The organism is Chryseobacterium sp. MA9, from assembly GCF_024399315.1.
Taxonomy (GTDB): domain Bacteria; phylum Bacteroidota; class Bacteroidia; order Flavobacteriales; family Weeksellaceae; genus Chryseobacterium.
The window spans coordinates 1,353,457-1,377,364 of sequence record NZ_CP075170.1; the positions used below are offsets into that span (position 1 = coordinate 1,353,457).

Consider the following 23,908-nt stretch of genomic DNA (forward strand, 5'->3'; position numbering starts at 1 on the left):
TATCATGTTTAAAAGAAAAAAAGAAAGTCCCCAAGCGGGAGAAGAACAGTTGCTCCGTAAAATGCCAGGCCAAAATGAAATTAATCTGGCTGAGCTAATGGATGGATATTCAAAACTTCTTATCGATGATCCGGTAAGACCATTCCGAGAAGACAATCTGCAGGCAATAGAGAATAGCGTAGATTATGGAATTCTGGCAGCACTGTCTGGTACATGGGTAAGTTATAATGTTAATTACAATAAAGATATTACTAAACCTTCATTAGCAAGCGGGGTGCATACTACCATTATGCCTTCCCCTGGAACCAATTCAGGGACCATACCCGGAAAATTTGCTTTTGATAGTGAAGAATATATCGAGAAGCTAACATTTTCCATTGTCCCGGGCGGAGTTCGTAACCGCGGTGGTGCCAGTGAACTCTTCTGTGGAGCTGTTAAGTATGAGCAAAGTATTAAAAGTGTCAATACTGTAGAGGGACAGGAAGCTTTAAAATACACCCCCATCCATGAAGAAAACGGAATGTATCTCTGGCTGAGTGATGTCTACAACCATGCGGCAACTAAAGAATCTATTGAAAGAGACCGCGGTATTCATGCCGTTTCAACGGAAGATGCTAAAAAGTATGGCTATACAGGAGAATACAGAGATGAACCTCTTGTAAGAATAACACCTGACGGAGAGCAAAACCCTCAGTATATTCTTCAAAGCCAGCTGCAGCCGGGACAGCCTTATTATGAGATAGTTCCGGCACAGGAAATAAAGCCTGGAGCAGGACTTGACGGTCCTTATTTTATCCCGGACTACTCTATCTCAAGAAGCGGTGTTATTCCTCATGGAAGTACCATTACTTTATTAGGAGATATTATTCCTCAAAATAAAGATAATACAACGTTTTATTTAATTGAAGGTTCTCCTAGTTTCCCTTATGGTAAAGAGGCATGGGATACCAACCATCTTTCCATTTCCCGTACAATGGGAAACGCAGGGGTAACACCTGAAAAAATTATTGATCTTGATAAGCCCGCACCGGATTGGGTTCATGAAACACTTAATGATGATAATGATCCGGGATCAAATAAGATCTACACCCAGAGAATACTCGCACATGATTTATATCCTTATTCTGTACGACCTGATCTTAGGCTCAGGGATACATTAAGAGGTCAGAAGGTCAGCAATCACGTACATGTGAGAATGTCTTCCAAAATGAAAACCGGAGCGCAGGGAGGTATTTTAAATGTTCCTTTTGTAAACCGTTTCGTTCCGACTGTTGAAGTGGATATGGATATGTGGATTGAAACCATTATTGAAGATGGGAAAGAAATTCTTCAGCTGCAATATGAGCAAATTGTATTCTTTGAATTTGATTTTGGAAATGACGGAGGTACCACAAGCTGGCCTCACATCCAGGTTAATACACTTCGTAAACTAGAAGATATTCCTGAGGATCAAAGAAAAGTGATTGAAGAGCAGTTCTTTAATACTGCCGGAAATTCCAGCGCAGCTTCAGGATGTCCTTATCATAAAGGATAAAATTACTCATCAATATGATACAAAAAAGAGGCAGATTATTGCCTCTTTTTTTATCTTTTCTATGATATATTAAAGATTCTCGTAGGTCTGATCCACCATAAAGGATATCGCTTTTTTGATCTTTTCACGTCCTTCAGGTGTATTGGTGTCTATCCCGCAGAAAATACTGCCATTCAGAGAGGCGAACATATTGAGGTAATAAAGCCCTGAAACCATAATCGCCATGATAGATCGATAGGTATCCATTTTATCTTTGAAACGGGATTCCATCAATAATTTAAAGATATATTCCCCGTTTTCTTCCTGGGTATCAATTAGTTTTTTTAATGATTTTCTAGGTTCGGATATGGTCCACAGCAATAGTTTCTGAGCCTCTTTATTAGTGTATACGTGATCAAATTGTGAAAGCAGCATATGCTCGATAAATTCTCTTCCTCCATCTTCCAGGTTCGGTTTCATCTTTTCCACTTCCTCACTGGTTGCTTTCACCCAAAAATCTTGTGTACGAACATATTCGTCCATCAGACCATCCATACCACCAAAATAGGTGTAGATCATTTTCTTATCTACTCCGGCAGTTGCAGCGATATCATTTATCTTCAATCCTGCATGTCCTTTCGTTTTCAGAATTTTCCCAACTGCATCTAAAAATTTTTTCTTACTGCGTTCTTTATTTCTAATACTCCCTGATGCTGACTTTCTTTCCATGACTAAACATTCAATATACAAGTTTAAGGAATTTTTTTATCATTTTAGACACTACCAAGTGTCTAATTTCAACTATTTGTATATATTTGTACAAACTAAAACCATTTAGATAAAACACTATTGAGATTGAAAAATTAAAAACCATTTAGATTGTATCGCTAGTTCCCTCAGTTTAAAGAACATAAACAACTGAGGGGGAAACCCAACCAAACAGCATCAATTTCTATAATGGTATTATCTTTATTCTCAAAGAGCTGTTATGATAATAAATAAAACACTTTTCAATAGATATTTATTGGCTTATTCCTTTCAATTGCTGACATGCAGCCTTTATTTTGAAAAAGGATTTCTGTTTTTTGTTATATGATTAAATTAAAATATGAGCATCAATCAAAGAATAATTTCTTTCATGATAAAATTAATAATCTGAAAATCAAATAATTAAATTAAATTTTAAAAAAAATTAGGTAATTATACGCCAGTTTACACCAGCTTAGTTAAAAATAAGAGGACTCAATTAAGTCCTCTTTTATTTTCTAATATTTTGATTTTTTCTTTTAAAGAATCAATCTGTCTATTTAATTGTTCTTTTTCAATACTGGATTTATCCTTATCTCTGTTGAGTTTATAATTCAAAACTCCAATAACAGCCATTGATATTCCAAAAACTATTGATAATATAATTGGAATGATTTTAAACCAATCTCTTTTAGGCTCAAGACTTTTCAGGTATTTAAAATGTCCTCCCTTTTCTTTTACTAATCTTCCCTTTTCTGTTAGTACATAGACTGCATTACCCCCAGGAGGATGTTCTATGTAACCCAATTTTTCCATCATCATTTGTATTTCATTATTAACACTCGTGATTTTTGGACTTTTAAATTCTGGTTCAATTATTTTGTAAAATTCATAAGGACGAAAGTAATCGAATAAGGGAAATAAAACTATCAGTTTATCAATGTATTCATAAACTTTAGCTTCCTTTTCTTCACCTGAAAAGTAAATTACTTTCTTGTATGGCTTTAATCCTGGCATAAACAATTAAAACTACTTATCTTTCTTTTTAGGTTTAAAGTTTAAAACCTTTTTCATATTCAAATCGAATTCCACTAATTTAAGCACATGTTTGCCATCAACTAAAGGAATATTGTCTATGTAAATTATTTCAGTGCCATCGAATGCAAAATATTCATAATTTTTCTTTATATCTTCAACATAAAAATAATCTACACCATCTTTTGTAATGTATCTCACATTTTTTTCTTTAAGTGCTTCACCTAATGACATAATTCTTTATACTTAGTTCGGACATTTGAATTTGACAACAAATATCTGAATTTTTCTTGGTCGGTGACCTTTCTCAGGTTAAATCTATACACAAATTCATCAACATATTTTTGAAGATGCTTTTTTGAAACGTGATTATACATTCCTGAAACACTTCTTTTAAGTATGTTCCAACTTCCTTCTATATTATTTGTGTGTACATTATTGTCCTGCAAACTTACATACTCTTTTTTAGAATGATCTATAATTCTATGATCGTAATGTTTATTCAATCCGTTATAAGCCCACCATTCATCAGTAATGATTGTTTGGGTTGTAGGTTTGACATACTTATAAATAAATGGTTGAATACTTTTTCTTTTTGTATCAGGTACAACAAAAGCATTCATCTTACCATCTCTTTGTAACATTCCCATCACAGGAACTTTATCTTTAAAACTTCGCCCTTGTGAGTGTGGAACTTTCTTGTCTTTGTGACGGTTCTTGTTCTTACCTCCAATAAAAGTTTCATCACATTCTACAATACCTTCAAGCTCATTATTATTCTCAATACCAAAACATGCTCTAATTCTTTGTAACATGAACCATGCTGTTGCTTGTCTCACTCCAATATCTTTTCCTAACTGTATAGAACTAATCCCTTTTTTGTGGGACGTAACAAGCCAAATAGCCATGAACCATTTACGAAGACTAACTTTAGAATTCTCAAACATTGTTCCCGTCTTAATGTTAAAGTACTTTCCTGTATTCTTACATCTATATTGATTATTCTTACACTTATATACTTTTGAATTTTCATCAAAAGGACTTACAGGAAGTTTGTTCCATTTCAACATCTCCAAATAATCAATACAATCCTGTTCTGTTGAAAAGGTTTGAGTTAATTCAAATACTGATTTTATGTTGGTGTTAAACATATCTACTATTTTGTGTTTTTAATGATTGTATTAGCAGCATCATAGAGCCAACTAACATTACCTCTATAAAGGCTTTCCATATTATTAATAACAGTCTTATTAAAAGATTCAATGATCTTGTTTTTACGATCATCAGATATATCTAAAGACTTTATTTGATAAAGAATATCATCTACAACAGATTGAGCATTTTTCTGATTACTATTATATCTGTTCTGTAAAGTGGTTGCAGCATTCCCCAAATTAGAAATATCTAATTGCTGAGGATCTTTATACTGATAAGGTTGCCTTGATTGTTGAGGGCTTTTTAAGCTGTAATACTCCCATTGACCAGAATAACTATTGTATTTTTCATAACCTATTAGATTTGATGAAGAATCAAAATATTCATATCTGTTATAATATGAGTTATACTTCTTTGTTACTGTTTGAGAGAAACAGAAAACTCCAAACAACATGCATAAGGAAAAGATAATTTTTTTCATAGTGAATTTGATAATCCACTCAAACCCAAAGTAGAAATATTTTTGGTTTAAAAAAGAAAGGCGTGGGTTTGTAGACTATAATCCTGTTCTGAGGTTCTGACAAAACCTGCCCCAATGATAAATAGCAACATATACCCACACCATATGGAGTGAGCTTCAGTTACTTTAATCGTGTGGGGCAAAGTGTCGAAACTGTCAGATTTCAGAACCCAGATTAAAATAGCTTAACGCTTTCTTGTTCGATAAATATTCCTACAAAAATACAAAAATTGTACCTTTTTTACCTATATTTAGAGCAAAAAATTTATGGATATAACTGAAAAATTAGAAGAATTATTAGCTACAAACAAAGAGGGTTTAATAAACGCAAAAGATGAAATTATAAAAGAAATTAACGAACATATTCATTTTCACTTTGTAGAAGATGATCTGCATTCATTATTTGAGATTAGAACTTTCATAACTCAAAAACAAAGTTATTTTGCCTTAACATTTACCTTACTTCCACCAATTTTAAGTTTAAAGGGTGTTGATATTTCATTACTTTCTGTAGATACTATTAAACAAGCATATCAAGATGCTATAAAAATTAATGAAGAACTACACTCCGAGAGTGAAAAGATCTATTCTGAATTGCTGCCTAAAAAATCTTCAATTTGAGGTAAAAACTCATTGTATTCAGGTAATGTTCTGTTTTCTAAAAACACTTTTAAATCTTCATAATCTATATGTTTTTTATTTGGTATCATTGTGATTACAAATGGTAGATTATCATCTAAAATCATCACATTTAGATTAGATAATATTGTTTTAAGATGTAAAATTTTCTTTTGTTTCAAAATTAAATTATTATAATTTTCCATTTTTAGTAAATTTTAAAATTGTTAATAAAAAAAGACCTACTAATTTAATAGTTGGTCTTTGTTGTTTTGTTTTTTATGTTTGTGTAAACTAACGTATAGTTACCAAAAATTATTATTTTAAACACTTTACAGTGTCTTATTTTATATATTTGTACAAACTAAAACCATCTATATATTTTAAAGCACTTTTAGGTTGAAAAATAAGACAATTCAGACTGTTTTATTTATGTTCCCTTACTTTAAGACAATTTCGAACACGAAACAGCTAAGGTAGAAACACAACACAACTGACCATTAGAGATTTCTAATGGTTTTGTTTTTTACCAGTAATCCCTGAGACTATTACAAACTGGATATTACAGATTCTCATAAGTTTGATTTAATAAAAAGGAGATTGCTTTTTTGATTTTTTCCCGCCCTTTAGAAGTGTCCACGTCTATTCCGCAGAAGATACTGCCATTCATGGCAGAGTACATATTCAGATAATAAAGTCCGGAAACTAGGATAGCCATTATCGAGCGAACTTCTTCAACATTTTTTTTGAAATGAGGATCCATCAGCAGTTTAAAAATATATTCACCATTTTCTTCCTGAATATCGGTAAGTTTTCTTAGTGATTTTCTAGGCTCCGAGATACGCCACAGTAGTAATTTCTGCGCTTCTTTGCTATTGTAAACATAATCAAATTGTGACAAAAGCATTTCTTCCATGAAAGACTTTCCTCCGTCATCCAATTTCGGTTTTATCTTTTCTATTTCATTAATGGTTACTTTGCTCCAGTAGCCCTGAGACCGGATATATTCATCTATAAGCCCGTCTATCCCGCCAAAATAAGTATAAATCATCTTTTTGTCTACACCGGCTGTAGCAGCAATATCATTCACTTTCAAAGCAGCATGTCCTCTTGTTCTCAGTATTTTTCCCACTGCGTCCAAAAAATTTTTTTTACTGCGTTCCTTGTTCCGGATACTTCCTGCAACTGACTTTCTTTCCATTGTAAACTTTTCAATCATACAAGTTTATGAATTTTTTTTGTTTTTAGACACTTTTTAGTGTCTAAATGTATATATTTGCATAAACTAATAACCATTTTATATAAACGAACGATCAAAGTTGTGAGATTGAGAGAGATCAGATTGTACCGTTAGTTCCCTCAGTTTAAATGTTTTTAACATTCAATGACTGAGGTAAAACATTACTCACAGCACCATTTTTATGGTGCTGTTTTTGTTTAACAGAAGCATTTGGCGGTCATAGATAACTATTCTATTATTTTTTTTAATTTTATTTATACTTTGAAACGCCTTCTGTTACAGGATTTTATCAATTTAATTATACATTGAATGAAAATAATTTTATTTTTTTTTATTTTTAGACACTCAGAAGTGTCTTATTTTGTATATTTGCTCCAAACTAATAACCATTTTATATAGAAGCACTATTGAGTTGAGAAAAATTAAAAAGTTTCGAACACAAGCAACTAAGGTAAAAACACTAAATGCAACAGTATCATTAGCTCTTTAATGATGCTGTTTTTAAATTTAAAGTTCAGATTTTTGATTTTGAAATACAGAAAATTGTATATACCGACTTCGGTATAGAATAGTTGATATGAAGAGAGACTGTCCTAGGACAGTCTCATGTTTTTAAAGGTCAAAAAGTTTGTTATCCTTTTGCTTTTTCGTCTGTGAAAAAATGATATCCGTCCTTTTTTTCAATAAGCTGTAATGGATATAATGATGGATTATACTCACCGTTCAGTACTTCATTTAATGCGTGCTTTTTTGATTCACCAAATGCGATAACCAGAATATTTTCAGCATTATTGATTACGGGTGCAGTCAAAGTAATTCTGAACATTTCCTGAGGTTTCAGATAATAGGCAGCAACCCACTTTTCTTTTTCATTTAAAATTTCCTCACCGGGAAATAAAGAGGCAGTATGACCGTCATCCCCCATTCCCAAAAGTATAAAATCAAAAACACCTTCGTTCCCAAGAACACCTCTAATCTGTTCTTCATAGGTCTTTGCATAGTCTTCAGGAGTGACTCCTTCAGCGTACATAGGAAAAATATGGTTTTTATTAGCAGGAACCTGGCTGAGAAGAGCCTCATCCGTCATTCTGAAGTTGCTTTTATCATCATGTAAAGGAACCCAACGTTCATCAACCCAGAAAAAGTAGACTTTATTCCATTCAATCTGTTCTTTATATTTTGGAGTTGCCAATAGTTTAAAAATGGCTTTTGGAGAAGAACCGCCACTCAGTGCTACCACAAAACGCTCATTTTTTTGAATAGATTTTTTTGAAAGGTCAACAAATGCATCTGCTGCCTTTGCGTACAGTTTTTCCAGATCGTCAAATACTGTAATATTCATTTTTTATCTGTTTAAATTTATATTGTTTTATACCCAGCTATGTCCCTGCCTCTCCACCAAAGCATTGCAGTCTTCCGGTCCCCAGCTTCCTGCTTTATAATTCGGGAAGGATAAGTCTTTATTATTTTCCCATGCTTCCTGTATTGTTGTAACAACATCCCAGGCCTCTTCTACCTGATCAGAACGCATAAATAAAGTAAGATCTCCTAAAAGGGCATCCTGCAACAAGGTTTCATAAGCTTCAGGTGTATCATCCTGACAGGCAAAATTATCAAAAATCATTTCTGCTGGTTTCAAATCCAGGGTCAGTCCTGGTTTTTTCGTCATAAACTGTAATCTGATATCCATCATCGGCTGAATATTAATAATTAACCTGTTAGCTGATAAAAGATGTGGACTATCTGAAAATGTGGAATGAGGAAGCGGCTTAAACTGTATGGTAATATAAGAATGCTTTTCTTTCATTTTCTTTCCTGTACGAACATAGAAAGGAACATCCTGCCATCTTTCGTTATCCAGATAAAATTTTATCGCAGCAAAGGTTTCCGTATTGGAATCCCCAGCAATACCGCTCTCCTGGCGGTAGCCTTTCACATCCACCCCGTTTATTGTACTTTTCCCATATTGGCCTCTTACCGCATAATGCTCAACCTGATCCGGAGAAATTCTGCGAATTGATTTCAGAACATCAACTTTACGGTCTCTTATTTCGCCTGATTCCAATGAAGCCGGAGGTTCCATAGCCACCATACACAGGATCTGCAACAGATGGTTCTGAATCATATCCCTCAATGCTCCTGTCTGCTCATAAAAAGCACCTCTTGTCTCCACTCCTACTTCTTCCGCTACTGTTATCTGTACTGATTCTATATATTTATGCTTCCATAAAGGCTCAAAAATTGAATTCCCAAATCTAAATGCCAATATATTCTGCACTGTTTCTTTTCCCAGATAATGATCAATACGATAGATCTGTTCTTCTTCAAATGTTTTTGCCAGAAGACTATTCAGCTCAATCGCCGACTGCTTATTGTGGCCAAAAGGCTTCTCAATAATGATACGGTCTTTTTTCGGATCTGAAGCTAACGCTGTCGTTTTAATATGATTGGAAATAGTGGAAATGAAATTAGGTCCTATCGACAGGTAAAATAACCTGTTAGCTCTCATTCCGTAAACGGTATCAAAGTCCAGCAACTTCTGCTGCAGATTCTGATAAGAACTTTCTTCATCCAACTGATGCTGAAAGTAAGTAATATGAGCCTGAAAACCTGCCCAATCCTCAGAAGTCACTTTTTTTCTGGAGAAACTCTCCAGGTTTTCTTTAATATAATTTCTAAAAAGTTCATCTGTATTTTCGGCTCTTCCCAATGCAACAATATTGAAGCCTTTGGGCATTCTGCCGTCGATGTATAAGTTGTAAAATGCCGGAAAAAGTTTTCTTTTTGCCAGATCTCCTGTAGCACCAAAAATAACGATTGTTGTTGGCTGCAAGATTCTATTTTGATTCATTTTTTCCGAATTTTAATTGTTTGCAGTTTGCCAAGAAGTATGGAATACTCCTTCCCTGTCAATACGCTGGTAGGTATGAGCTCCGAAATAATCACGCTGAGCCTGGATCAGATTCACAGGAAGAGATTCTGTGGTGTAAGCATCAAAATATCCTAAAGCTGTCTGAATTCCCAAACTTGAAATACCGTTTGCAGCAGCATATCCGGCTGTTTTTCTTAAGGCTTTGATTTTTGATTTTACCAATTCAGAAATATCGTGATCAAGCAGAATATTAGAAAGATCAGGGTTTTGAGTGTAAGCTGAGTAGAACTTCTCCAGCAATACGGAACGAATGATACATCCCCCTCTCCAGATTTTCACAACATCTTTCAGTGGAATTTCAAAACCGTATTCCGCAGATGCTTTTACCAGTAAAGACAAGCCTTGTGCATAGCTTATTAATGTTGAAAGAAAAAGAGCATCCCCCACTTCCTTGATAAACAATTCTGTGTTTTCCGCCTTTGTGATTTCTTTTTCAGCATATATCTTGGAAGCCTGAACTCTCTCATCTTTATAGGCGGATAAAATTCTTGAAGTTACCGCAATATCAATGGTAGGAATAGAAACTCCGATTTCCATGGCCTGCTCAGAGGTCCATTTTCCGGTTCCTTTTGCTCCTGCTTTATCTAAAATCTGATCAACAAGATAATTTTCTGTGAATGAATCTTTCTGAGTAAAAATATCTCTGGTAATCTCAATAAGGAATGAATTCATTTCTCCATTATTCCAATCTCTGAAAACCTCGTACAGCTGTTCGTTATTCAACCCGGCACCTCTTTTAAGCAGATCATAAGCTTCACTGATAAGCTGCATAATGGCATATTCAATACCGTTGTGTACCATTTTTACGTAGTTTCCGGCAGATCCTTTCCCCATATACGCTGTACATGCTTCGTTGTCTACTTTTGCAGCAATAGCTTCAAGCATTGGCTTAAGAAGTTTGAAAGCTTCCAGATCACCTCCAGGCATTATACTAGGACCTCTTCTGGCTCCTTTTTCTCCACCTGACACTCCCATTCCCATAAAATGCAGCTTTTTAGATGCCAGATCAGCAACGCGTCTGTTGGTATCTTCAAAATAAGAATTCCCTGCATCAATTACGATATCACCTTCATTCAAAAGCGGGGTAATGTTTTCCAGCACTGCATCTACAGGTTTTCCTGCAGGAACCATAAGAATAATTTTCCTTGGGACTTCTAATGCAGATACAAAATCTTCTAAAGAGCCTGTACCTTTTACTTTCATTTCTGAAGCAGCACCATTCTCTAATTCTTTTACTTTCTCCTGATCAAGGTCAAATCCTGCGATTGAAAATCCGTTGTCAGCAATATTATAAAGAAGATTCCGCCCCATCACTCCAAGGCCAACTATTCCATAACTATATCTTTCCATTATATTGGTATTAATATGAATTTAATTACAGAGAATAAAATTACGTAAATGCCTATAAGGAAAAAAATAAAGGAAGAAAAAAAATCGCAAGACTTCCGTTTTCCCCTCATTTATAAGCTACTAATATTCACATTTTCATATGTTTTTCTTTTTATAGAATAAAATTCAATCATTATTATGGTAATGATCTATTAAAACAGTCTGTTTTTTGGCATAATTAAACTTATATTTGCCAAAATTTATAAAGTAATGAACTATAAACTTGAACTCAACACTCAGGAACCTAATTCTAAAATCGTTTTTAATACCATCAAATTTGATTCGTTCAAGATTAATATAGTTGAAAGATATATCGGGTCAATGAAGGCTCGTCCTACATTATGTGAAGTTTTATTTAAAGTAAGAACTTTAGATGACGTAATTATCAACAGAAGAGATGGTAATATAAGAGTAAAGATTAAAGGCGATGATTTCGAAACGTATCAGAAATTATCCAGAGACCTGAATTCTTATGAGTATAAAAACAAATTGATCAACAGAAAAGAGGTAGAAGAAAACTATGTTCATTTCATCCTGAGTTTAGTGATCACAAATTATCAGCTTAATTAAGCTGTTCCGGGAATTGTCCCTCTACAAAACATAGAGGGACAATTCTCAAAAACATATGTATAAGAAGCAAACAGTTCTTAGTATTTAAAAACTGTAACTACCCGAAAAAGATATTTGTTTTTCAGCACCTTCGGTCTGAAATACATTTAGAAAAAATAAAGTTTAAAGCAAATTATTTGTTATTATGTAGGATATTGCTTCGATAATATTTTTTATACCAATTCTTTCAAACAATTTGCTCCTGTGAAACTCTATGGTACTGGGTAACACAAACAATTGCTCTGCAATTTCTTCTATTTTTAATCCCCGAGGATAGAGTCCTATAATTTCAGTTTTCCTTATTTTTAAGGTAATTTTACATTCTTCCGTTCATTTCCCTGTAAAGAGATTATATTTCCAATAGCTTTTTGAGGTATTGGATATGATCCTGACATTTCATGCAGTCCGATTAATTGAATAGGGCACTACACAGACTATTTTAGAGATTTCTCCATTATCATCGAGTTCTAAAGTTGCAACACTGTGATTAACAAGGGAATATTACACTGTCAGAATCTCAAAACCGGCGGCTCCCAATTCTCTTAACCAAGCGGGTATTCCCATTTATGCTAATCCGGTAAGTTCGGTATTATATTATATGTAAATAACATAAGTACAAAATCTACAGTGCTATTGGAAGGCTCATATCTACTGGAATAATTCTGAACAACGCTATTGATTTTAGCAATCTTATCAAAGGAATATATATAATAGAGATAGAAAATGGAGGTACAACTGTTCATAAAAAATTAATAAAAGAATCATAATTGATTTTTAAAAAAGAATTCGTAATTTTTAAGATCAAAATTCAGCAATGCATGAAAAGCTTTATATTTAGTCTATTACTCTTCGTATTAGGCATTCCTGTTTGTGCTCAAAGAGATACAGATCACTGGTTTGCACCCTATTACGCCTCTGTAAGTTACACGCAGGCATTATATCTTTCTACCGATTCTGCAACTCCTTTTGTTGTTACGATTAACAGCAACAACGTTCCGATTGGCAATGTAACCATCAGTAAGGGCGCTCCTCAGACTTTTGTGGTTCCCATTGGCAATATAGCCGCCAATGTTACAACAGATGCTTTCACTACTATCAATAAAGGTTTATATGTACAAGGGGCCAAGCCCTTCTACTGTTCATTAAGAATGGTAAGCAGTACTACACACGCTGAAATTATAACAAGTAAAGGAAAAGCCGGGATCGGTAAAGAATTTTATGTAGCCGGAACTCCTACTACCGCATCACTTACCTTATATAACTTCACGGCAGGTATATTGGCAACAGAAAACAATACGGTTGTAACAGTTACCTGGAACGGAAATGTAACATTTTTTGGAGGAACACCACCAACTCATTCGCAAACCATTACTCTTAACAAAGGACAATCTTTTATCTTTGCCGGAGGTCCGGGAGCAAATGGTCAAAACCTATCGGCTTTTATTGGAGCTAAAATTGTTTCTGATAAACCCATTACCCTTACCAACGGAAATGTTAATGGAAATTTTGGAAGCAACACCAGTACGGGATCGGATGCTATTCTTGATCAGTCTGTACCTACGGATAGACTTGGAAGTACTTTTGCTATGGTAAGAACCAGATCTACCAATGCTGATCTGGAAGGTGGTATCGTTATAGGAACAGAAAATAATACCCAAATATTCATCAATGGTTCTAGCACCCCTATTGCAACCATCAACAGTGGGGAATTTTACAGGATTTCAGGAAGTAACTATGTTCAGCAGGGAAATTCCGGGCACTTTAATATGTTTATTACGACTTCAAAAAATGTCTATTTATATCAGATGGTTTCTGTGAATAACAGCAGTGCAACCTGTGGTTTCAACTACATCCCACCATTAAACTGTTTTCTACCCCGAAAAATTGAAGAAATCGGGAAGATCAACGAAATGCCAACCGGACCGGGAGTAACAAGTACGGTCCCAACCGGAGCTGTTGTAAAACTGAATATTTTAACGGAAGCCGGAGCCAATGTAACGGTAAACGGAAATTCTCCCACAGCCGCAGAAGGACCTTTTGCATTAACGGGAAATAGCGGCTGGGTGACCTATGCTATCCCATCTATCACCGGAAATGTAACAGTTGTTTCTAATAAGGCTGTAACGGCGGGTATTAACGGTGGATACAGTACATCCGGATATGGTGGATACTTCGCAGGCTTCTCTTCTATTCCATTGATTTCCAAAAAGACTGGAGAATGTATTCCGGGTATTGTACTGGAAGTGAGTGACAGCTACGACACCTACCAATGGTTCCTGAACGGAAACCCTATTACCGGAGCCAATGCCAATACTTATACTCCATTGGTTGCAGGGAATTATACGGTAAAAATTTCAGTAGGCAGTTGTAATCCGGCAACTACTCCGGTTTATAAGGTGTATACCTGTCTTGAAGAGTCTACCAAAGCGATAACTGTTTGTGAAGGATATCTATCTATAGTACCTGAGTTTACCAATTCTACCCAAACTTATGTTCCGAGTACTGTAACTATCATTACTCCTCCGGCAAATGGTACAGTTACCATTGATGCGGCAGGAGTGATTAATTATGTTCCCAACTTCGGTTATCTGGGTACTGATACTATTGTTTATAAGTTTTGTGGAAACAATCCGGATTTTACAGATTGTGAACAGGTAACTTTAACATTAACGGTTTCTGAAAGTCCAATCGTCAAAGATGCGGCCTTAAGATCATGCTTCCAGCCTTCTAATCCTATGCTCGGGGTATTTAATTTAACATCAGCAGGAGTTAATGTGCAACCAGGAACTATTAAGCAGTATTATCCATCTCCTACTGATGCACACAACGGAACAAACGAAATTCTGACTCCAGCCAATTATATTGCCCCCAATGGTGTGGTTTACGTTAAGGTAAGTAATGCCAACGGATGTTATAGAATTGCAGAAGTAACCCTTACGGTTATTCCTCCTATGTACTCAGAAGTATTAAAGGATAAAATTATCTGTATAGAAAACACTACTACATTAGATGCAGGGCCAGGTTTTACTTCTTATGAATGGAGTACGGGAGCAACAACACAGTCCATCAAAAATGTAGGAGTTGGAACCTATTGGGTAGATCTGAAAACCAGAGAATGTACCACCAGACAAACGGTGAAGGTGTATGCTTCTGAAAACCCTGTTATTTCGGATATTACTATTAACAATAATACGGTTACTTTAAACGTAATTGCAGGAACAGCACCTTATCAGTATTCGATGGACAATATCAACTGGCAGGATGAAAATATATTTACCAATATATCTCGTGGAAGCCATACTTTCTACGTAAGGGATTCATACAAATGTGCTCCTCTGCAGGTAGAAATCACGGTTCCTAATCTGATCAACATCATCACTCCGAATGGTGACGGAATAAATGACGTCCTTGATTATTCTGCTTTGGCAAATAAAAATAACTTCACGTTCAGCATCTATGACAGATACGGAAGTAAGCTTCATGTAGGAAGTAAATTAAACGGATTTAAATGGGACGGAGCCATGGATGGCAAAAAAGTACCTACCGGAACCTACTGGTTTGATATGGGCTGGAATGAGAACAATACAAAACAAACTCCAATAAAATATACGGGATGGGTTGTAGTAAAAAACAGGAATTAGTCCCAACCCTCTACAGTAAATCGTTGGACATTTAAACATCTATTTTATTATGAAAAAGTTATTATATATATTCCTCATTATTTCTTCAGGTCTACTTTGGGCCCAGAAAAACAGCAGCGTACAATTTGCTGTTTACAATGATGCCATTGGAACTGCCAGCATGTTTGATCTTTACAAAAGCGGTATTGAAAAAGTAAACATTTATAAAACCAAGGCCAGTCTGCCTTCTCATTTAAAGAAGTTTGATTATCTCGCTGACAACGGCTTAATAGAGATCAGGTTTAAAAAAAATGAAGGTTATCCTGACAGTTTATCGCTGGAAATGCTCAATGAGCAAAGTAATCTTCCAAAGGACAGACCTGTATTTATTGAAGGATATCAGTTTAACGATACCACTACCCGGGTCTATAATGAAATGATTGACAACATTGAACTTGTAGATTTTAACGGACAAAAATGCATCCATATTTCCACCATAAAAAATTAACAGCCGGCATTGACGGGATATTAATTTAAAAACAGAGACTATTTCGTGAATGAAGTAGTCTCTTTTTATTTTGGTACCATTACTTTACTTGAATAATTTGGAAAACCATACATAGATATCCATGTCAGCAGGAATATTAAGCTTTTTTCTTAAATTATATTTTTTGGTTTGTACAGTCCTTACTGAGATAAATGTATAGTCTGCAATCTCTTTGGTAGAAAAATTCAGATAGATGTAAGCACAGAATCTTATTTCCGATATTTTTAAAGGAGAAATTTTTAACAGCTCTTCTGAAAAACGGGGACAATATTCATGGATTAGGTATTACATATGAAAAATCAACAATATAAAACATCCATCATATTTCGTGAATTTATTCTTCTCATATTATTGAGTATACATCTTTTTCATCCATAGATAAATATCATCATCAGATGGAATTCCCAATCTTTTACGCAGACGGTTTTTTCTGGTCTGTACAGATTGAGGCTGAACGAAGGTATACGTTGCGATATCTTTAGTAGAGAAATTAAGAAATAAGAGGGCACAAAATTTTAATTCTGTGCTCTGCAGCTCAGGTTCAATTTTTAATAATTTCGGGATAAATTCAGGGTAAACCTCTTGAAAACGAGCCAGAAAGTGCGGATCATTATTTTTGGCAAGCTGAATAACTTCTTCAAAGGCAAAATTCAGTTTTTGATTAAGTTCCTGAGTTTCCTTTTCTCTTATATTCAACACTCTATCTTTCTTTTTCATTCTGGCATGTACAAAAAAGATGACAATAACTGCAGTTACAATTCCCATCAGCATAACGTATAATAAAAGATTGGTTTTGTGTTCCAAGGGTTTCTGTTTTTCTTCCACAAGCAATCCTACAGTATCTTTCAGATTCTCTTCATCTATCCTTTTTAAGCTGTCACTAAGACTATTATATTTAAGCTCATATTTATTTTCGTTATCAAGCTGGCCTGTTTTTTCGTATGATCTTGCTATTAAACCGTATAACTCTGATAATTTCCTGAAATTCTTTGCTTTTGCAGCAAGCTTTATTGCTTTTTCATAATCTGCGATTGCCAAATCATATTGTTTTCTCACATCATGAATTTGTCCCAAAAGTTTAAATGTTAAAAAATCATTATTTCCCCAATTGACTGGTACAGATTGAGCAGATCTGATATAAAATTCGGCGGAATCAATTTTGTGTTCGTTAAGCTTTGCTTCCGTTAAAAGTAACATGGCCGCTTTTAAGCTTGAATTCATGCCTGCGTCCATTTTTTTTGATTTCTTCAGTTCACCAACAATTCTCTTTCCATAATAAGTAACAGAGTCATATTGCTTTTTCTCCAAATAGTTCCGTCCCATCTGGACAAGAATCAGTCCTTTTATGGCACATCTTGTAGAATCATTTTTTAAACTATTTGCCATCACCAGATTTTTCTTTAATTTTTTCAGGGCTTCGTCATACATTTTAATTCCTCTGTAATTAATACTGTATAATATATTCATGGAAATTTCCTGATCTTCAGCATCCGAATTTTTAAATTCGGGTTCCATCATCTTTAAGAAGTAATTGCTTTTATTATATCTGTATTGCATAGAAAAAGCAAGAGCGAGATTATAATATGCAGACAATTTACCTTCTGCATAATTAATATGCTTAGCATCCTCAAGTATCGAAAGATTCAATGTAACCATTTCATCAGTCTGTCCTTCAATAAGAAGAGCATTGGATTTCTCCAGCATTTTATCAATAGCTGTTGTAGTGATTTTAGACTGTGCAAACAGTAAGAATGGGAAAAACAAAAAGAGAAATTTCATCATGTAATAAGTATGTGTAATAATTTATATAACAAATATAATAGTAAAATAATACAATAATTAAAGCAAAATCAATGATTTGATTATTAAAAAACCATCAATAATAAGAATATTCAGCATCCAATCAATAATCATATGAAAGCATAGCCAATTGTAAAGGCAATGATAAAATATTTAAAGAAAAATAAAACCGATACAGGTATGACATAGATATGACACCTATATTACCTGAAGAATTATTGTTGTTTTTTTTGCTTATTTTCTAAGAAATGGAATCTAATTATTTATCCAGACTATTTTCTCTTCCCGCTACAAAAATCAAACTCTACAAATGAATAATAAGAATAAGTTTCAGTTTGATAGACCAAACCCGCTGTACTGTGTAAATACAGCAACTACTTTAAGTTCGGCTTTACCCTCCGTTCAAAAAATAGCAATTGATTCCCCTCTGTAAATATCACAAAAAGTGAATATTTTAAATAGTTTATACCTTTTTTCAATAAAAAACAAAACTTTGATTACCAATACATTGCAGTCATGTCATAGCTATGTAATAGATAAAATTTTGCATAATATAAAGCTCAGAAAGTAATATTGTACAAACAAAATGAATCTAATTGATTTATAGTACATGAAGTTAACATATCTGTAAATCTCAGATAAAAAATTAAAATCTTTACATCTATGAAAAAATTATTATTACCCATTGTTCTACTGGCCTCATTGAATGTGTATTCACAGGTTGGTATGAATACTACAACACCTAGTGCTACCGTTGATATAGTTAGTAAAGGAGCCACTAGTGCTACAAAAGCTCTGGAGATTAATGACAGTACGAACAAGGAGCTGCTTAGCGTATCTGATGATGGATCTGTACGCTTGGAAAATTATAAAAACTTCAGTTTATTAGGAACTGATGCTAATGGTAACCTTGTAAACGGAACAACAGCAAGTATTCCTTCTATTGTAGGAATTGCCACAGGAATTGCATCAACCGCTGATATTTCTGCCAATACAGAAGTTAAGTACACTTTTACTACTAACAAGATCAATTCTGCAAACTTATCATACAGCGCAGGAAATTTTACAGTACTGAAAGCTGGATATTATGGCATTTCACTTTACACAAAAAAAGATGTCAGTATGAATTCTCCTACAACTGGAGGAACAGTACAGACCTTTATTAAGAAAACAGCTTCAGGTACAACAACTGAGCTCTCTGTAAATCAAAGCAGCTTGTCTGACAATCTTACTTTTGAAGCAAATACCATAGGAGTGACAGCCTATTTTAATGTTGGTGAAATAATAAGTTGCCGAGCTAACTATACAAGGCCTCATAGGTTAACTACAGCTTCATTAAGTATTGTATATTATGGTACCTAATAAATTTCCCGCTGACTTATAAAATATTGATTTTCAAAATACAAAACCACTTTTACATCATCACAAAAGTGGTTTTTATACAAATCCGTTTATTATGCTGTTTAAAGATATCCATATTGGTGATTTGATACAAAAGCGGGTAGAAGAAACCGGATTCTCTCCAGACAGATTGCTGAACTTTATGCAATGCAGCCATAAGGAACTTGCAGAGATGTACAAAAGCAAATCTCTGGACGTAGAGATTCTTCTTAAATGGAGCAAGCTTTTAACTTATTTCTTCAGGATCTATTCTCAGCACCTATTGCTCTATTCACCTCCTCTATCCTCAGATTATTATAAAAAATCAAAACAGAAAAAAACACAGCTTCCCAAGTTCAGAAAAAATATTTATACCGTTGAAATGATTGATTTTATCCTCAATCTTTTAAAAACAAATGAGAACCAAACAACAAATAATAGAAGATTACAGGATCCCAAAAACTACTTTGTACAAATGGATCAAAAAATACTGATTGAGCTTTGAATTCCTATAAATTAAGATTTTTAGTTGCTGCATATATTGTAATATCCCTCTATTGAATGTATGCCTTATTTTTCACTTTTTTATAAACTTCGATTCTATAACACAAATGAGAATTGATCACTGCAGGGTTTCGGTCCTGCAGTATGCTATAAAACAAAAACACAAATAACACAAAATCAAATGATTAAAAATATTTTTTATGCTTTTTTAAAAATAAATTACAAAAGTTTTGTTTTTATGACCAATCGGTCATATATTTGCAACATTATTCAGTATCATCATGGCAAAAGGAGAAGAAACCAGACAGTTCATTATAGAAAAAGCAGCACCTATTTTTAATACAAAAGGGATTGCCGCTACTTCTATGAGTGATATCATGGAAGCCACTAAATTGTCTAAAGGTAGTATGTACGTCCATTTTGAAAATAAAGAAGTACTGGCCTGCGCCGCTGTTGAACACAATATGAAAATGCTGAGTGATCAACTTCAGAAAACTTTAAGCAGATTCAAAACTTCAAAGGAGCAATTATTCGCATACATTGATTTTTTCAGTGACCCCAATCATCCGCCTGTAGTTGGAGGATGTCCTTTGTTAAACTTTGGAACAGAAGCTGACGATACCAATCCGATAGTTAAAGAAAAGGTAAACCGGGGAATTAAACAAGGTGAAGAATTGCTTTCCGGCATTATAGAAAAAGGAATAATTAATAAAGAATTCAGAGCAGAATGGAATCCGGCAGACTTTGCAACGGTTTTGTTTGCAATGCTTGAGGGTGGACACTTAATGTCAAGAATGTCTGGCAGCAACGAGAAAATAGAAATTATTGCAAACAGTCTGAAAAAAATTATAGAGGAAAATAGTGTGTAATTTTTTTTCTCAAAAAAATGACCGATCGGTCACATGAATTAACTAGAAAAACTTTATAAAAAGTATAATCATAACAATTAATTAAAAAACAAAACAATGTCAAAAACAGTTTTAATTACAGGAGCATCAAAAGGTTTCGGAAAAGCATGGGCAGAAGCTTTTTTAGCAAAAGGATACAACGTAGCAGCAACAGCCAGAAACGTTGAAACCCTTAATGATTTAAAAGAAAAGTATGGAGATTCTGTATTGCCCTTAACTTTAGATGTAGACAAGCGTGAAGAATCTTTAGCTGTGGCTCAGAAAGTAAAGCAGCATTTTGGCAGCATTGATATCCTGATCAATAATGCGGGATATGCACTAACGGGCGCTATTGAAGAAACGAATGAGCAGGAAGCCAGAGCACAGTTCGAAACGAATTTCTTTGGAACTTTATGGCTTACACAGGCAGTACTTCCTATCATGAGAGGTCAGAAAAGCGGCCATATCATTCAGGTATCCTCTATTCTGGGATTGGCAACTTTACCTACGATGGGGCTATACAATGCTTCTAAATTTGCATTGGAAGGATTGAGTGAAACTTTAGCTACGGAAGTGAAAGAATTCGGTATTCATGTTACTTTGGTAGAACCTAATGGTTATGCTTCCAATATCTGGCATACAGGAATTAGTACGCAAAGCAACCCTGTTTATGATGGTCTTAAAAAAGCCTTTTCAGAAGCTGAGACCTCTTTCGGAAGTGTAGAAGCTACAGCACCGGCACTCATAAAATTAGCAGAAACTGAAAATCCTCCATTGCGTTTATTGCTTGGGAAAGTAGCCCTTCCTTTTGTAAAACATAATTATGAACAGCGACTAAAAGTATGGGAAGAATGGAATGAGGTATCCGTAGAGGCTCACGGATAATTTTCACAACAATACTATCATAAAATAAGCTCCGTTCTTATCAAGACGGAGCTTATTTTTTTCTTTTTTAAGAAGTTTTTATTTTCTCAATTCACAGATCTCTTTTACCAATTTCGGATACATCTTCTGCAGATCGGTCCCCTTTTTTGGCACCCTGCTCATCTGGCGGTCTATACTATCATAAAGATTATCCGGATACAGTTCATGCACCGTATCTCTTATCTCTGACTCATCATCGTTGTCATGATTTTCGGAATAAGCTTCATCTGAAACATATAAAAGTCCCTCCCCCCAGCAATCGCCTATATTAAAACTGTATTTTCCACTTACAAATGACTGGATATCTTTTGTAATATCTTCAAAAAATTCTTTCCCCTTCAGGAGCAGCCAGCAGCGGAAATAAATAAATCCATCATCAGAAAGGAAACCATCAAAGATATACGTCCCGTTTTCTGTCCTGAAATCACCTTCGAGGATAAAGGAAAGCTCAGCAATTTCAGCGGTATACAGTTCACTTAATTTTTCCTGAAGCGTCTTTTCAAAAAGAATAAGTCTTTCTTTTCTAAATTTAGCAAGATAAGCTGTTAGATTTTCCAGGTGTTCATCAATATCATATTCACTCCAATGGGCTTTTTTATATTTATTGGATTTTTCGATCGCTTCCCAGAAATAAATATCTGCTTTTTCATTTTCTGAAAGTTCTTTTTTCTGAGGGACTTCTTCGTTATCCTGAATCTCGGTGTATCCTTTTTTTATCTTTTGGCTGATGAGTTTTTCAGATTCGCGAATGCATTCTTTTTCATCGGCAAATTCTTTAATAGTTTCACGTCCTTTGGTTCCGCTTTTCCCGAATGTTATTTTTTGTGTAGTTCCTGAATATTCAATATTCCAGAATTTATCAGAAAGTTCTTCCTGATTGATGAAATTTCGTTTCATAAAAGCTTTTATAATGTGACTGGCAGAACAACAAAACTACAAAAAAATGAGAAATGAATAGCTTTTCTGAGTATTTCTTTTTCACAGATTTGTCCTTATATACTATCCCACTTTCCTGTTCACCATCTTGAATGTCTATTTCGATACGAAATATGACTACTTGAACAAATTACCCGTTTACCAGCCGTTTTTCAGGGCCTAATTTTGTCTCATCAAAAAAGAAAAACAGAGTAAAATCTAAAACAATAAAGCAATGAAAACAACAATTTCAACCATCCTGTTAGCAGCAACTTTTATTCTAAGTACTCCCGCAGTCTTAAAAGCGCAAGACAATGATACCCATATGGCATCGTCAATATCTGATACCAGTATCCGCCCTTTTCACATCAATATTCCGCAATCTCAGCTGGATGAACTCAAAAGAAGAATCTCCGAAACCCGTTTTCCTGATAAAGAAACGGTAAAAGATGCTTCTCAGGGAATTCAGCTCGCTCAGTTAAAAGAACTGATCACCTATTGGGGCACTGATTATGACTGGCGAAAAGTAGAAAATAAGCTGAACGCTCTCCCACAGTTTGTAACCAAAATTGACGGGCTTGATATTCAGTTCATCCATGTCCGTTCAAAAGAGTCTAATGCAATGCCCGTGATTCTTACTCATGGCTGGCCAGGTTCTCCGCTAGAGTTTATTGATGCCATAGGTCCTCTGACAGATCCGGTAAAATATGGTGGAAAAGCAAGTGATGCTTTTGATGTAATCATCCCAGCGATTCCTGGATATGGTTTTTCAGAAATCCCTACTGAACTGGGCTGGAATCCAGACCGTGTTGCCCGCGCCTGGGATGTACTGATGAAAAGACTTGGCTACAAAAAATATGTTTCTGAAGGTGGTGACCACGGTTCTGTAGTATCTGATGCCTTGGCAAAGCAAACTCCTTCGGGTCTTTTGGGGATTCATCTTACCATGCCGGCCACAATTCCTGCTGAACTTGTAAAACCCATCAATGCAGGTGATCCTGCTCCCGCCGGGCTTTCAGCTTCAGAAGCACAGGCTTATCATGCAATGAGTACTTTCTTTGGGAGAAATGCAGCGTATGGAGGAATGATGGTAACACGCCCACAGACAACGGGATATTTACTTTCCGATTCTCCAGGTGCCTTAGCAGCATTCCTTTATGAGAAAATTGCTGAATGGAGCGAAAGTGACCTCCATCCTGAAAATGTGATCAGCCGTGATGCAATCCTTGATGATATTACGCTTTACTGGCTTACCAATACAGGAGCATCTTCTTCACGTTTCTATTGGGAAAACAATAAAAATAACTTCAGTGCTGAAGCACAGAAAACGAAAGATATTAAAATTCCCGTAGCCATTTCGGTATTTCCTCACGAGATTTATCAGGCTCCTGAAAGCTGGTCAAGACGGGCCTACCCTACATTATATTATTATCACAAAGCTCCAAAAGGAGGACATTTTGCAGCGTGGGAACAACCACAGGTTTTCACAGAAGAGCTTAGGGCAGCTTTCAAAGACTTGAGAAAAAAACTTTGACAACAGATCAATCAACAATATTGTTCAATCTAAATAATA

General features: G+C 34.9%; 25 protein-coding genes. 11 read left to right on the forward strand and 14 right to left on the reverse strand.

Annotated features, from left to right (window positions below; genetic code table 11):
- The first annotated feature begins 4 nt into the window (after positions 1-4).
- On the forward strand, positions 5-1,534 hold the full coding sequence (locus tag KIK00_RS06200) for a peroxidase, FMP-type (protein WP_255815682.1): 1,530 nt from the start codon (positions 5-7) through the stop codon (positions 1,532-1,534).
- A 69-nt stretch (positions 1,535-1,603) separates the two neighbouring features.
- Here KIK00_RS06200 and KIK00_RS06205 read toward each other — a convergent pair whose 3' ends face one another.
- From KIK00_RS06205 to KIK00_RS06225, 5 genes are all read right to left on the reverse strand, one after another.
- Positions 1,604-2,242 (reverse strand): TetR/AcrR family transcriptional regulator, encoded by a 639-nt coding sequence (locus tag KIK00_RS06205; protein WP_255815683.1) that lies wholly within the window; start codon positions 2,240-2,242, stop codon positions 1,604-1,606.
- Positions 2,243-2,755: 513 nt separating this feature from the next.
- Positions 2,756-3,277 (reverse strand): hypothetical protein, encoded by a 522-nt coding sequence (locus KIK00_RS06210; RefSeq protein WP_255815684.1) that lies wholly within the window; start codon positions 3,275-3,277, stop codon positions 2,756-2,758.
- 12 nt (positions 3,278-3,289) lie between these two features.
- Positions 3,290-3,529 carry a hypothetical protein gene (locus tag KIK00_RS06215; protein WP_255815685.1) on the reverse strand — a complete coding sequence of 80 codons (240 nt, stop codon included), beginning with the start codon at positions 3,527-3,529 and terminating at the stop codon, positions 3,290-3,292.
- Positions 3,520-4,446, reverse strand: coding sequence for an IS1595 family transposase (locus KIK00_RS06220; RefSeq protein ID WP_255815686.1), 927 nt, complete (start codon positions 4,444-4,446; stop codon positions 3,520-3,522). Before KIK00_RS06220 ends, KIK00_RS06215 begins: the two co-directional genes overlap by 10 nt.
- Before the next feature lie 5 nt (positions 4,447-4,451).
- Positions 4,452-4,931, reverse strand: coding sequence for a hypothetical protein (locus tag KIK00_RS06225; protein ID WP_255815687.1), 480 nt, complete (start codon positions 4,929-4,931; stop codon positions 4,452-4,454).
- A gap of 306 nt (positions 4,932-5,237) precedes the next feature.
- Between KIK00_RS06225 and KIK00_RS06230 the strand changes: the two genes are divergently transcribed.
- Positions 5,238-5,591, forward strand: a complete 354-nt coding sequence (locus KIK00_RS06230) for a hypothetical protein (protein WP_255815688.1) — start codon at positions 5,238-5,240, stop codon at positions 5,589-5,591.
- On the opposite strand, the gene KIK00_RS06235 is transcribed toward KIK00_RS06230, so the two are convergent.
- The 5 genes from KIK00_RS06235 to gndA all read right to left on the reverse strand — a co-directional run bounded on the left by KIK00_RS06235 (position 5,555) and on the right by gndA (position 11,110).
- Entirely contained in the window at positions 5,555-5,794 is a 240-nt protein-coding gene (locus KIK00_RS06235; protein ID WP_255815689.1) for a hypothetical protein, read from the reverse strand. The two genes, KIK00_RS06230 and KIK00_RS06235, sit on opposite strands and share 37 nt — an antisense overlap.
- A gap of 356 nt (positions 5,795-6,150) precedes the next feature.
- A complete protein-coding gene (locus tag KIK00_RS06240) occupies positions 6,151-6,789 on the reverse strand; it encodes a TetR/AcrR family transcriptional regulator (RefSeq protein WP_255815690.1) in 639 nt (212 codons plus the stop codon).
- A gap of 670 nt (positions 6,790-7,459) precedes the next feature.
- Positions 7,460-8,170 (reverse strand): 6-phosphogluconolactonase, encoded by a 711-nt coding sequence (gene pgl, locus KIK00_RS06245; protein WP_255815691.1) that lies wholly within the window; start codon positions 8,168-8,170, stop codon positions 7,460-7,462.
- A gap of 27 nt (positions 8,171-8,197) precedes the next feature.
- Positions 8,198-9,679, reverse strand: a complete 1,482-nt coding sequence (zwf, locus tag KIK00_RS06250; protein ID WP_255815692.1) for a glucose-6-phosphate dehydrogenase — start codon at positions 9,677-9,679, stop codon at positions 8,198-8,200.
- A gap of 12 nt (positions 9,680-9,691) precedes the next feature.
- On the reverse strand, positions 9,692-11,110 hold the full coding sequence (gene gndA / locus KIK00_RS06255; RefSeq protein ID WP_255815693.1) for an NADP-dependent phosphogluconate dehydrogenase: 1,419 nt from the start codon (positions 11,108-11,110) through the stop codon (positions 9,692-9,694).
- A 249-nt stretch (positions 11,111-11,359) separates the two neighbouring features.
- On the opposite strand from gndA, the gene KIK00_RS06260 reads away from it, so the two are divergent.
- Positions 11,360-11,719: a hypothetical protein gene (locus tag KIK00_RS06260; RefSeq protein ID WP_047377503.1), complete on the forward strand. Its 360-nt coding sequence runs from the start codon at positions 11,360-11,362 to the stop codon at positions 11,717-11,719.
- Positions 11,720-11,881: 162 nt separating this feature from the next.
- Here the strand turns inward: KIK00_RS06260 and KIK00_RS22900 are convergent, their stop codons facing one another.
- Complete coding sequence (locus KIK00_RS22900) at positions 11,882-12,073, reverse strand: response regulator transcription factor (RefSeq protein WP_370647746.1); 192 nt, start codon at positions 12,071-12,073, stop codon at positions 11,882-11,884.
- 359 nt (positions 12,074-12,432) lie between these two features.
- Here KIK00_RS22900 and KIK00_RS22905 point away from each other — a divergent pair, with 359 nt between their 5' ends.
- Genes KIK00_RS22905 through KIK00_RS06270 form a run of 3 tightly spaced genes read left to right on the forward strand, consistent with a single transcriptional unit; the run spans position 12,433 to position 15,886 of the window.
- Positions 12,433-12,525, forward strand: a complete 93-nt coding sequence (locus KIK00_RS22905) for a T9SS type A sorting domain-containing protein (protein WP_370647747.1) — start codon at positions 12,433-12,435, stop codon at positions 12,523-12,525.
- 51 nt (positions 12,526-12,576) lie between these two features.
- Positions 12,577-15,399, forward strand: a complete 2,823-nt coding sequence (locus KIK00_RS06265; RefSeq protein ID WP_255815694.1) for a T9SS type B sorting domain-containing protein — start codon at positions 12,577-12,579, stop codon at positions 15,397-15,399.
- A gap of 49 nt (positions 15,400-15,448) precedes the next feature.
- Positions 15,449-15,886 (forward strand): hypothetical protein, encoded by a 438-nt coding sequence (locus KIK00_RS06270; protein ID WP_255815695.1) that lies wholly within the window; start codon positions 15,449-15,451, stop codon positions 15,884-15,886.
- Between the two features lie 84 nt (positions 15,887-15,970).
- Here KIK00_RS06270 and KIK00_RS22910 read toward each other — a convergent pair whose 3' ends face one another.
- Both KIK00_RS22910 and KIK00_RS06275 read right to left on the reverse strand, forming a co-directional pair.
- Complete coding sequence (locus KIK00_RS22910; RefSeq protein ID WP_370647748.1) at positions 15,971-16,204, reverse strand: helix-turn-helix transcriptional regulator; 234 nt, start codon at positions 16,202-16,204, stop codon at positions 15,971-15,973.
- A gap of 69 nt (positions 16,205-16,273) precedes the next feature.
- Positions 16,274-17,707: a hypothetical protein gene (locus tag KIK00_RS06275; RefSeq protein ID WP_255815696.1), complete on the reverse strand. Its 1,434-nt coding sequence runs from the start codon at positions 17,705-17,707 to the stop codon at positions 16,274-16,276.
- A gap of 681 nt (positions 17,708-18,388) precedes the next feature.
- Between KIK00_RS06275 and KIK00_RS06280 the strand changes: the two genes are divergently transcribed.
- The 4 genes from KIK00_RS06280 to KIK00_RS06295 all read left to right on the forward strand — a co-directional run bounded on the left by KIK00_RS06280 (position 18,389) and on the right by KIK00_RS06295 (position 21,381).
- Positions 18,389-19,087, forward strand: a complete 699-nt coding sequence (locus tag KIK00_RS06280) for a hypothetical protein (RefSeq protein ID WP_255815697.1) — start codon at positions 18,389-18,391, stop codon at positions 19,085-19,087.
- Positions 19,088-19,181: 94 nt separating this feature from the next.
- Positions 19,182-19,610: a transposase gene (locus KIK00_RS06285; RefSeq protein ID WP_370647736.1), complete on the forward strand. Its 429-nt coding sequence runs from the start codon at positions 19,182-19,184 to the stop codon at positions 19,608-19,610.
- A 280-nt stretch (positions 19,611-19,890) separates the two neighbouring features.
- Entirely contained in the window at positions 19,891-20,478 is a 588-nt protein-coding gene (locus KIK00_RS06290; protein WP_255815698.1) for a TetR/AcrR family transcriptional regulator, read from the forward strand.
- Between the two features lie 96 nt (positions 20,479-20,574).
- Positions 20,575-21,381 carry an SDR family NAD(P)-dependent oxidoreductase gene (locus KIK00_RS06295; protein WP_255815699.1) on the forward strand — a complete coding sequence of 269 codons (807 nt, stop codon included), beginning with the start codon at positions 20,575-20,577 and terminating at the stop codon, positions 21,379-21,381.
- A gap of 78 nt (positions 21,382-21,459) precedes the next feature.
- Here the strand turns inward: KIK00_RS06295 and KIK00_RS06300 are convergent, their stop codons facing one another.
- The gene (locus KIK00_RS06300; RefSeq protein WP_255815700.1) at positions 21,460-22,317 is read right to left on the reverse strand and encodes a DUF4240 domain-containing protein; all 858 of its coding nucleotides are present in this window, start codon (positions 22,315-22,317) and stop codon (positions 21,460-21,462) included.
- Positions 22,318-22,570: 253 nt separating this feature from the next.
- On the opposite strand from KIK00_RS06300, the gene KIK00_RS06305 reads away from it, so the two are divergent.
- Positions 22,571-23,869, forward strand: a complete 1,299-nt coding sequence (locus KIK00_RS06305) for an epoxide hydrolase family protein (protein WP_255815701.1) — start codon at positions 22,571-22,573, stop codon at positions 23,867-23,869.
- The last annotated feature ends 39 nt before the right edge of the window (positions 23,870-23,908 follow it).

Coding starts and splice junctions, on each gene's coding strand:
- KIK00_RS06200 (WP_255815682.1), top strand. CDS start 5: ATGTTTAAAAGAAAAAAAGAAAGTCCCCAAGCGGGAGAAGAACAGTTG.
- KIK00_RS06205 (WP_255815683.1), bottom strand. CDS start 2,242: ATGGAAAGAAAGTCAGCATCAGGGAGTATTAGAAATAAAGAACGCAGT.
- KIK00_RS06210 (WP_255815684.1), bottom strand. CDS start 3,277: ATGCCAGGATTAAAGCCATACAAGAAAGTAATTTACTTTTCAGGTGAA.
- KIK00_RS06215 (WP_255815685.1), bottom strand. CDS start 3,529: ATGTCATTAGGTGAAGCACTTAAAGAAAAAAATGTGAGATACATTACA.
- KIK00_RS06220 (WP_255815686.1), bottom strand. CDS start 4,446: ATGTTTAACACCAACATAAAATCAGTATTTGAATTAACTCAAACCTTT.
- KIK00_RS06225 (WP_255815687.1), bottom strand. CDS start 4,931: ATGAAAAAAATTATCTTTTCCTTATGCATGTTGTTTGGAGTTTTCTGT.
- KIK00_RS06230 (WP_255815688.1), top strand. CDS start 5,238: ATGGATATAACTGAAAAATTAGAAGAATTATTAGCTACAAACAAAGAG.
- KIK00_RS06235 (WP_255815689.1), bottom strand. CDS start 5,794: ATGGAAAATTATAATAATTTAATTTTGAAACAAAAGAAAATTTTACAT.
- KIK00_RS06240 (WP_255815690.1), bottom strand. CDS start 6,789: ATGGAAAGAAAGTCAGTTGCAGGAAGTATCCGGAACAAGGAACGCAGT.
- pgl (WP_255815691.1), bottom strand. CDS start 8,170: ATGAATATTACAGTATTTGACGATCTGGAAAAACTGTACGCAAAGGCA.
- zwf (WP_255815692.1), bottom strand. CDS start 9,679: ATGAATCAAAATAGAATCTTGCAGCCAACAACAATCGTTATTTTTGGT.
- gndA (WP_255815693.1), bottom strand. CDS start 11,110: ATGGAAAGATATAGTTATGGAATAGTTGGCCTTGGAGTGATGGGGCGG.
- KIK00_RS06260 (WP_047377503.1), top strand. CDS start 11,360: ATGAACTATAAACTTGAACTCAACACTCAGGAACCTAATTCTAAAATC.
- KIK00_RS06265 (WP_255815694.1), top strand. CDS start 12,577: ATGAAAAGCTTTATATTTAGTCTATTACTCTTCGTATTAGGCATTCCT.
- KIK00_RS06270 (WP_255815695.1), top strand. CDS start 15,449: ATGAAAAAGTTATTATATATATTCCTCATTATTTCTTCAGGTCTACTT.
- KIK00_RS06275 (WP_255815696.1), bottom strand. CDS start 17,707: ATGATGAAATTTCTCTTTTTGTTTTTCCCATTCTTACTGTTTGCACAG.
- KIK00_RS06280 (WP_255815697.1), top strand. CDS start 18,389: ATGAAAAAATTATTATTACCCATTGTTCTACTGGCCTCATTGAATGTG.
- KIK00_RS06285 (WP_370647736.1), top strand. CDS start 19,182: ATGCTGTTTAAAGATATCCATATTGGTGATTTGATACAAAAGCGGGTA.
- KIK00_RS06290 (WP_255815698.1), top strand. CDS start 19,891: ATGGCAAAAGGAGAAGAAACCAGACAGTTCATTATAGAAAAAGCAGCA.
- KIK00_RS06295 (WP_255815699.1), top strand. CDS start 20,575: ATGTCAAAAACAGTTTTAATTACAGGAGCATCAAAAGGTTTCGGAAAA.
- KIK00_RS06300 (WP_255815700.1), bottom strand. CDS start 22,317: ATGAAACGAAATTTCATCAATCAGGAAGAACTTTCTGATAAATTCTGG.
- KIK00_RS06305 (WP_255815701.1), top strand. CDS start 22,571: ATGAAAACAACAATTTCAACCATCCTGTTAGCAGCAACTTTTATTCTA.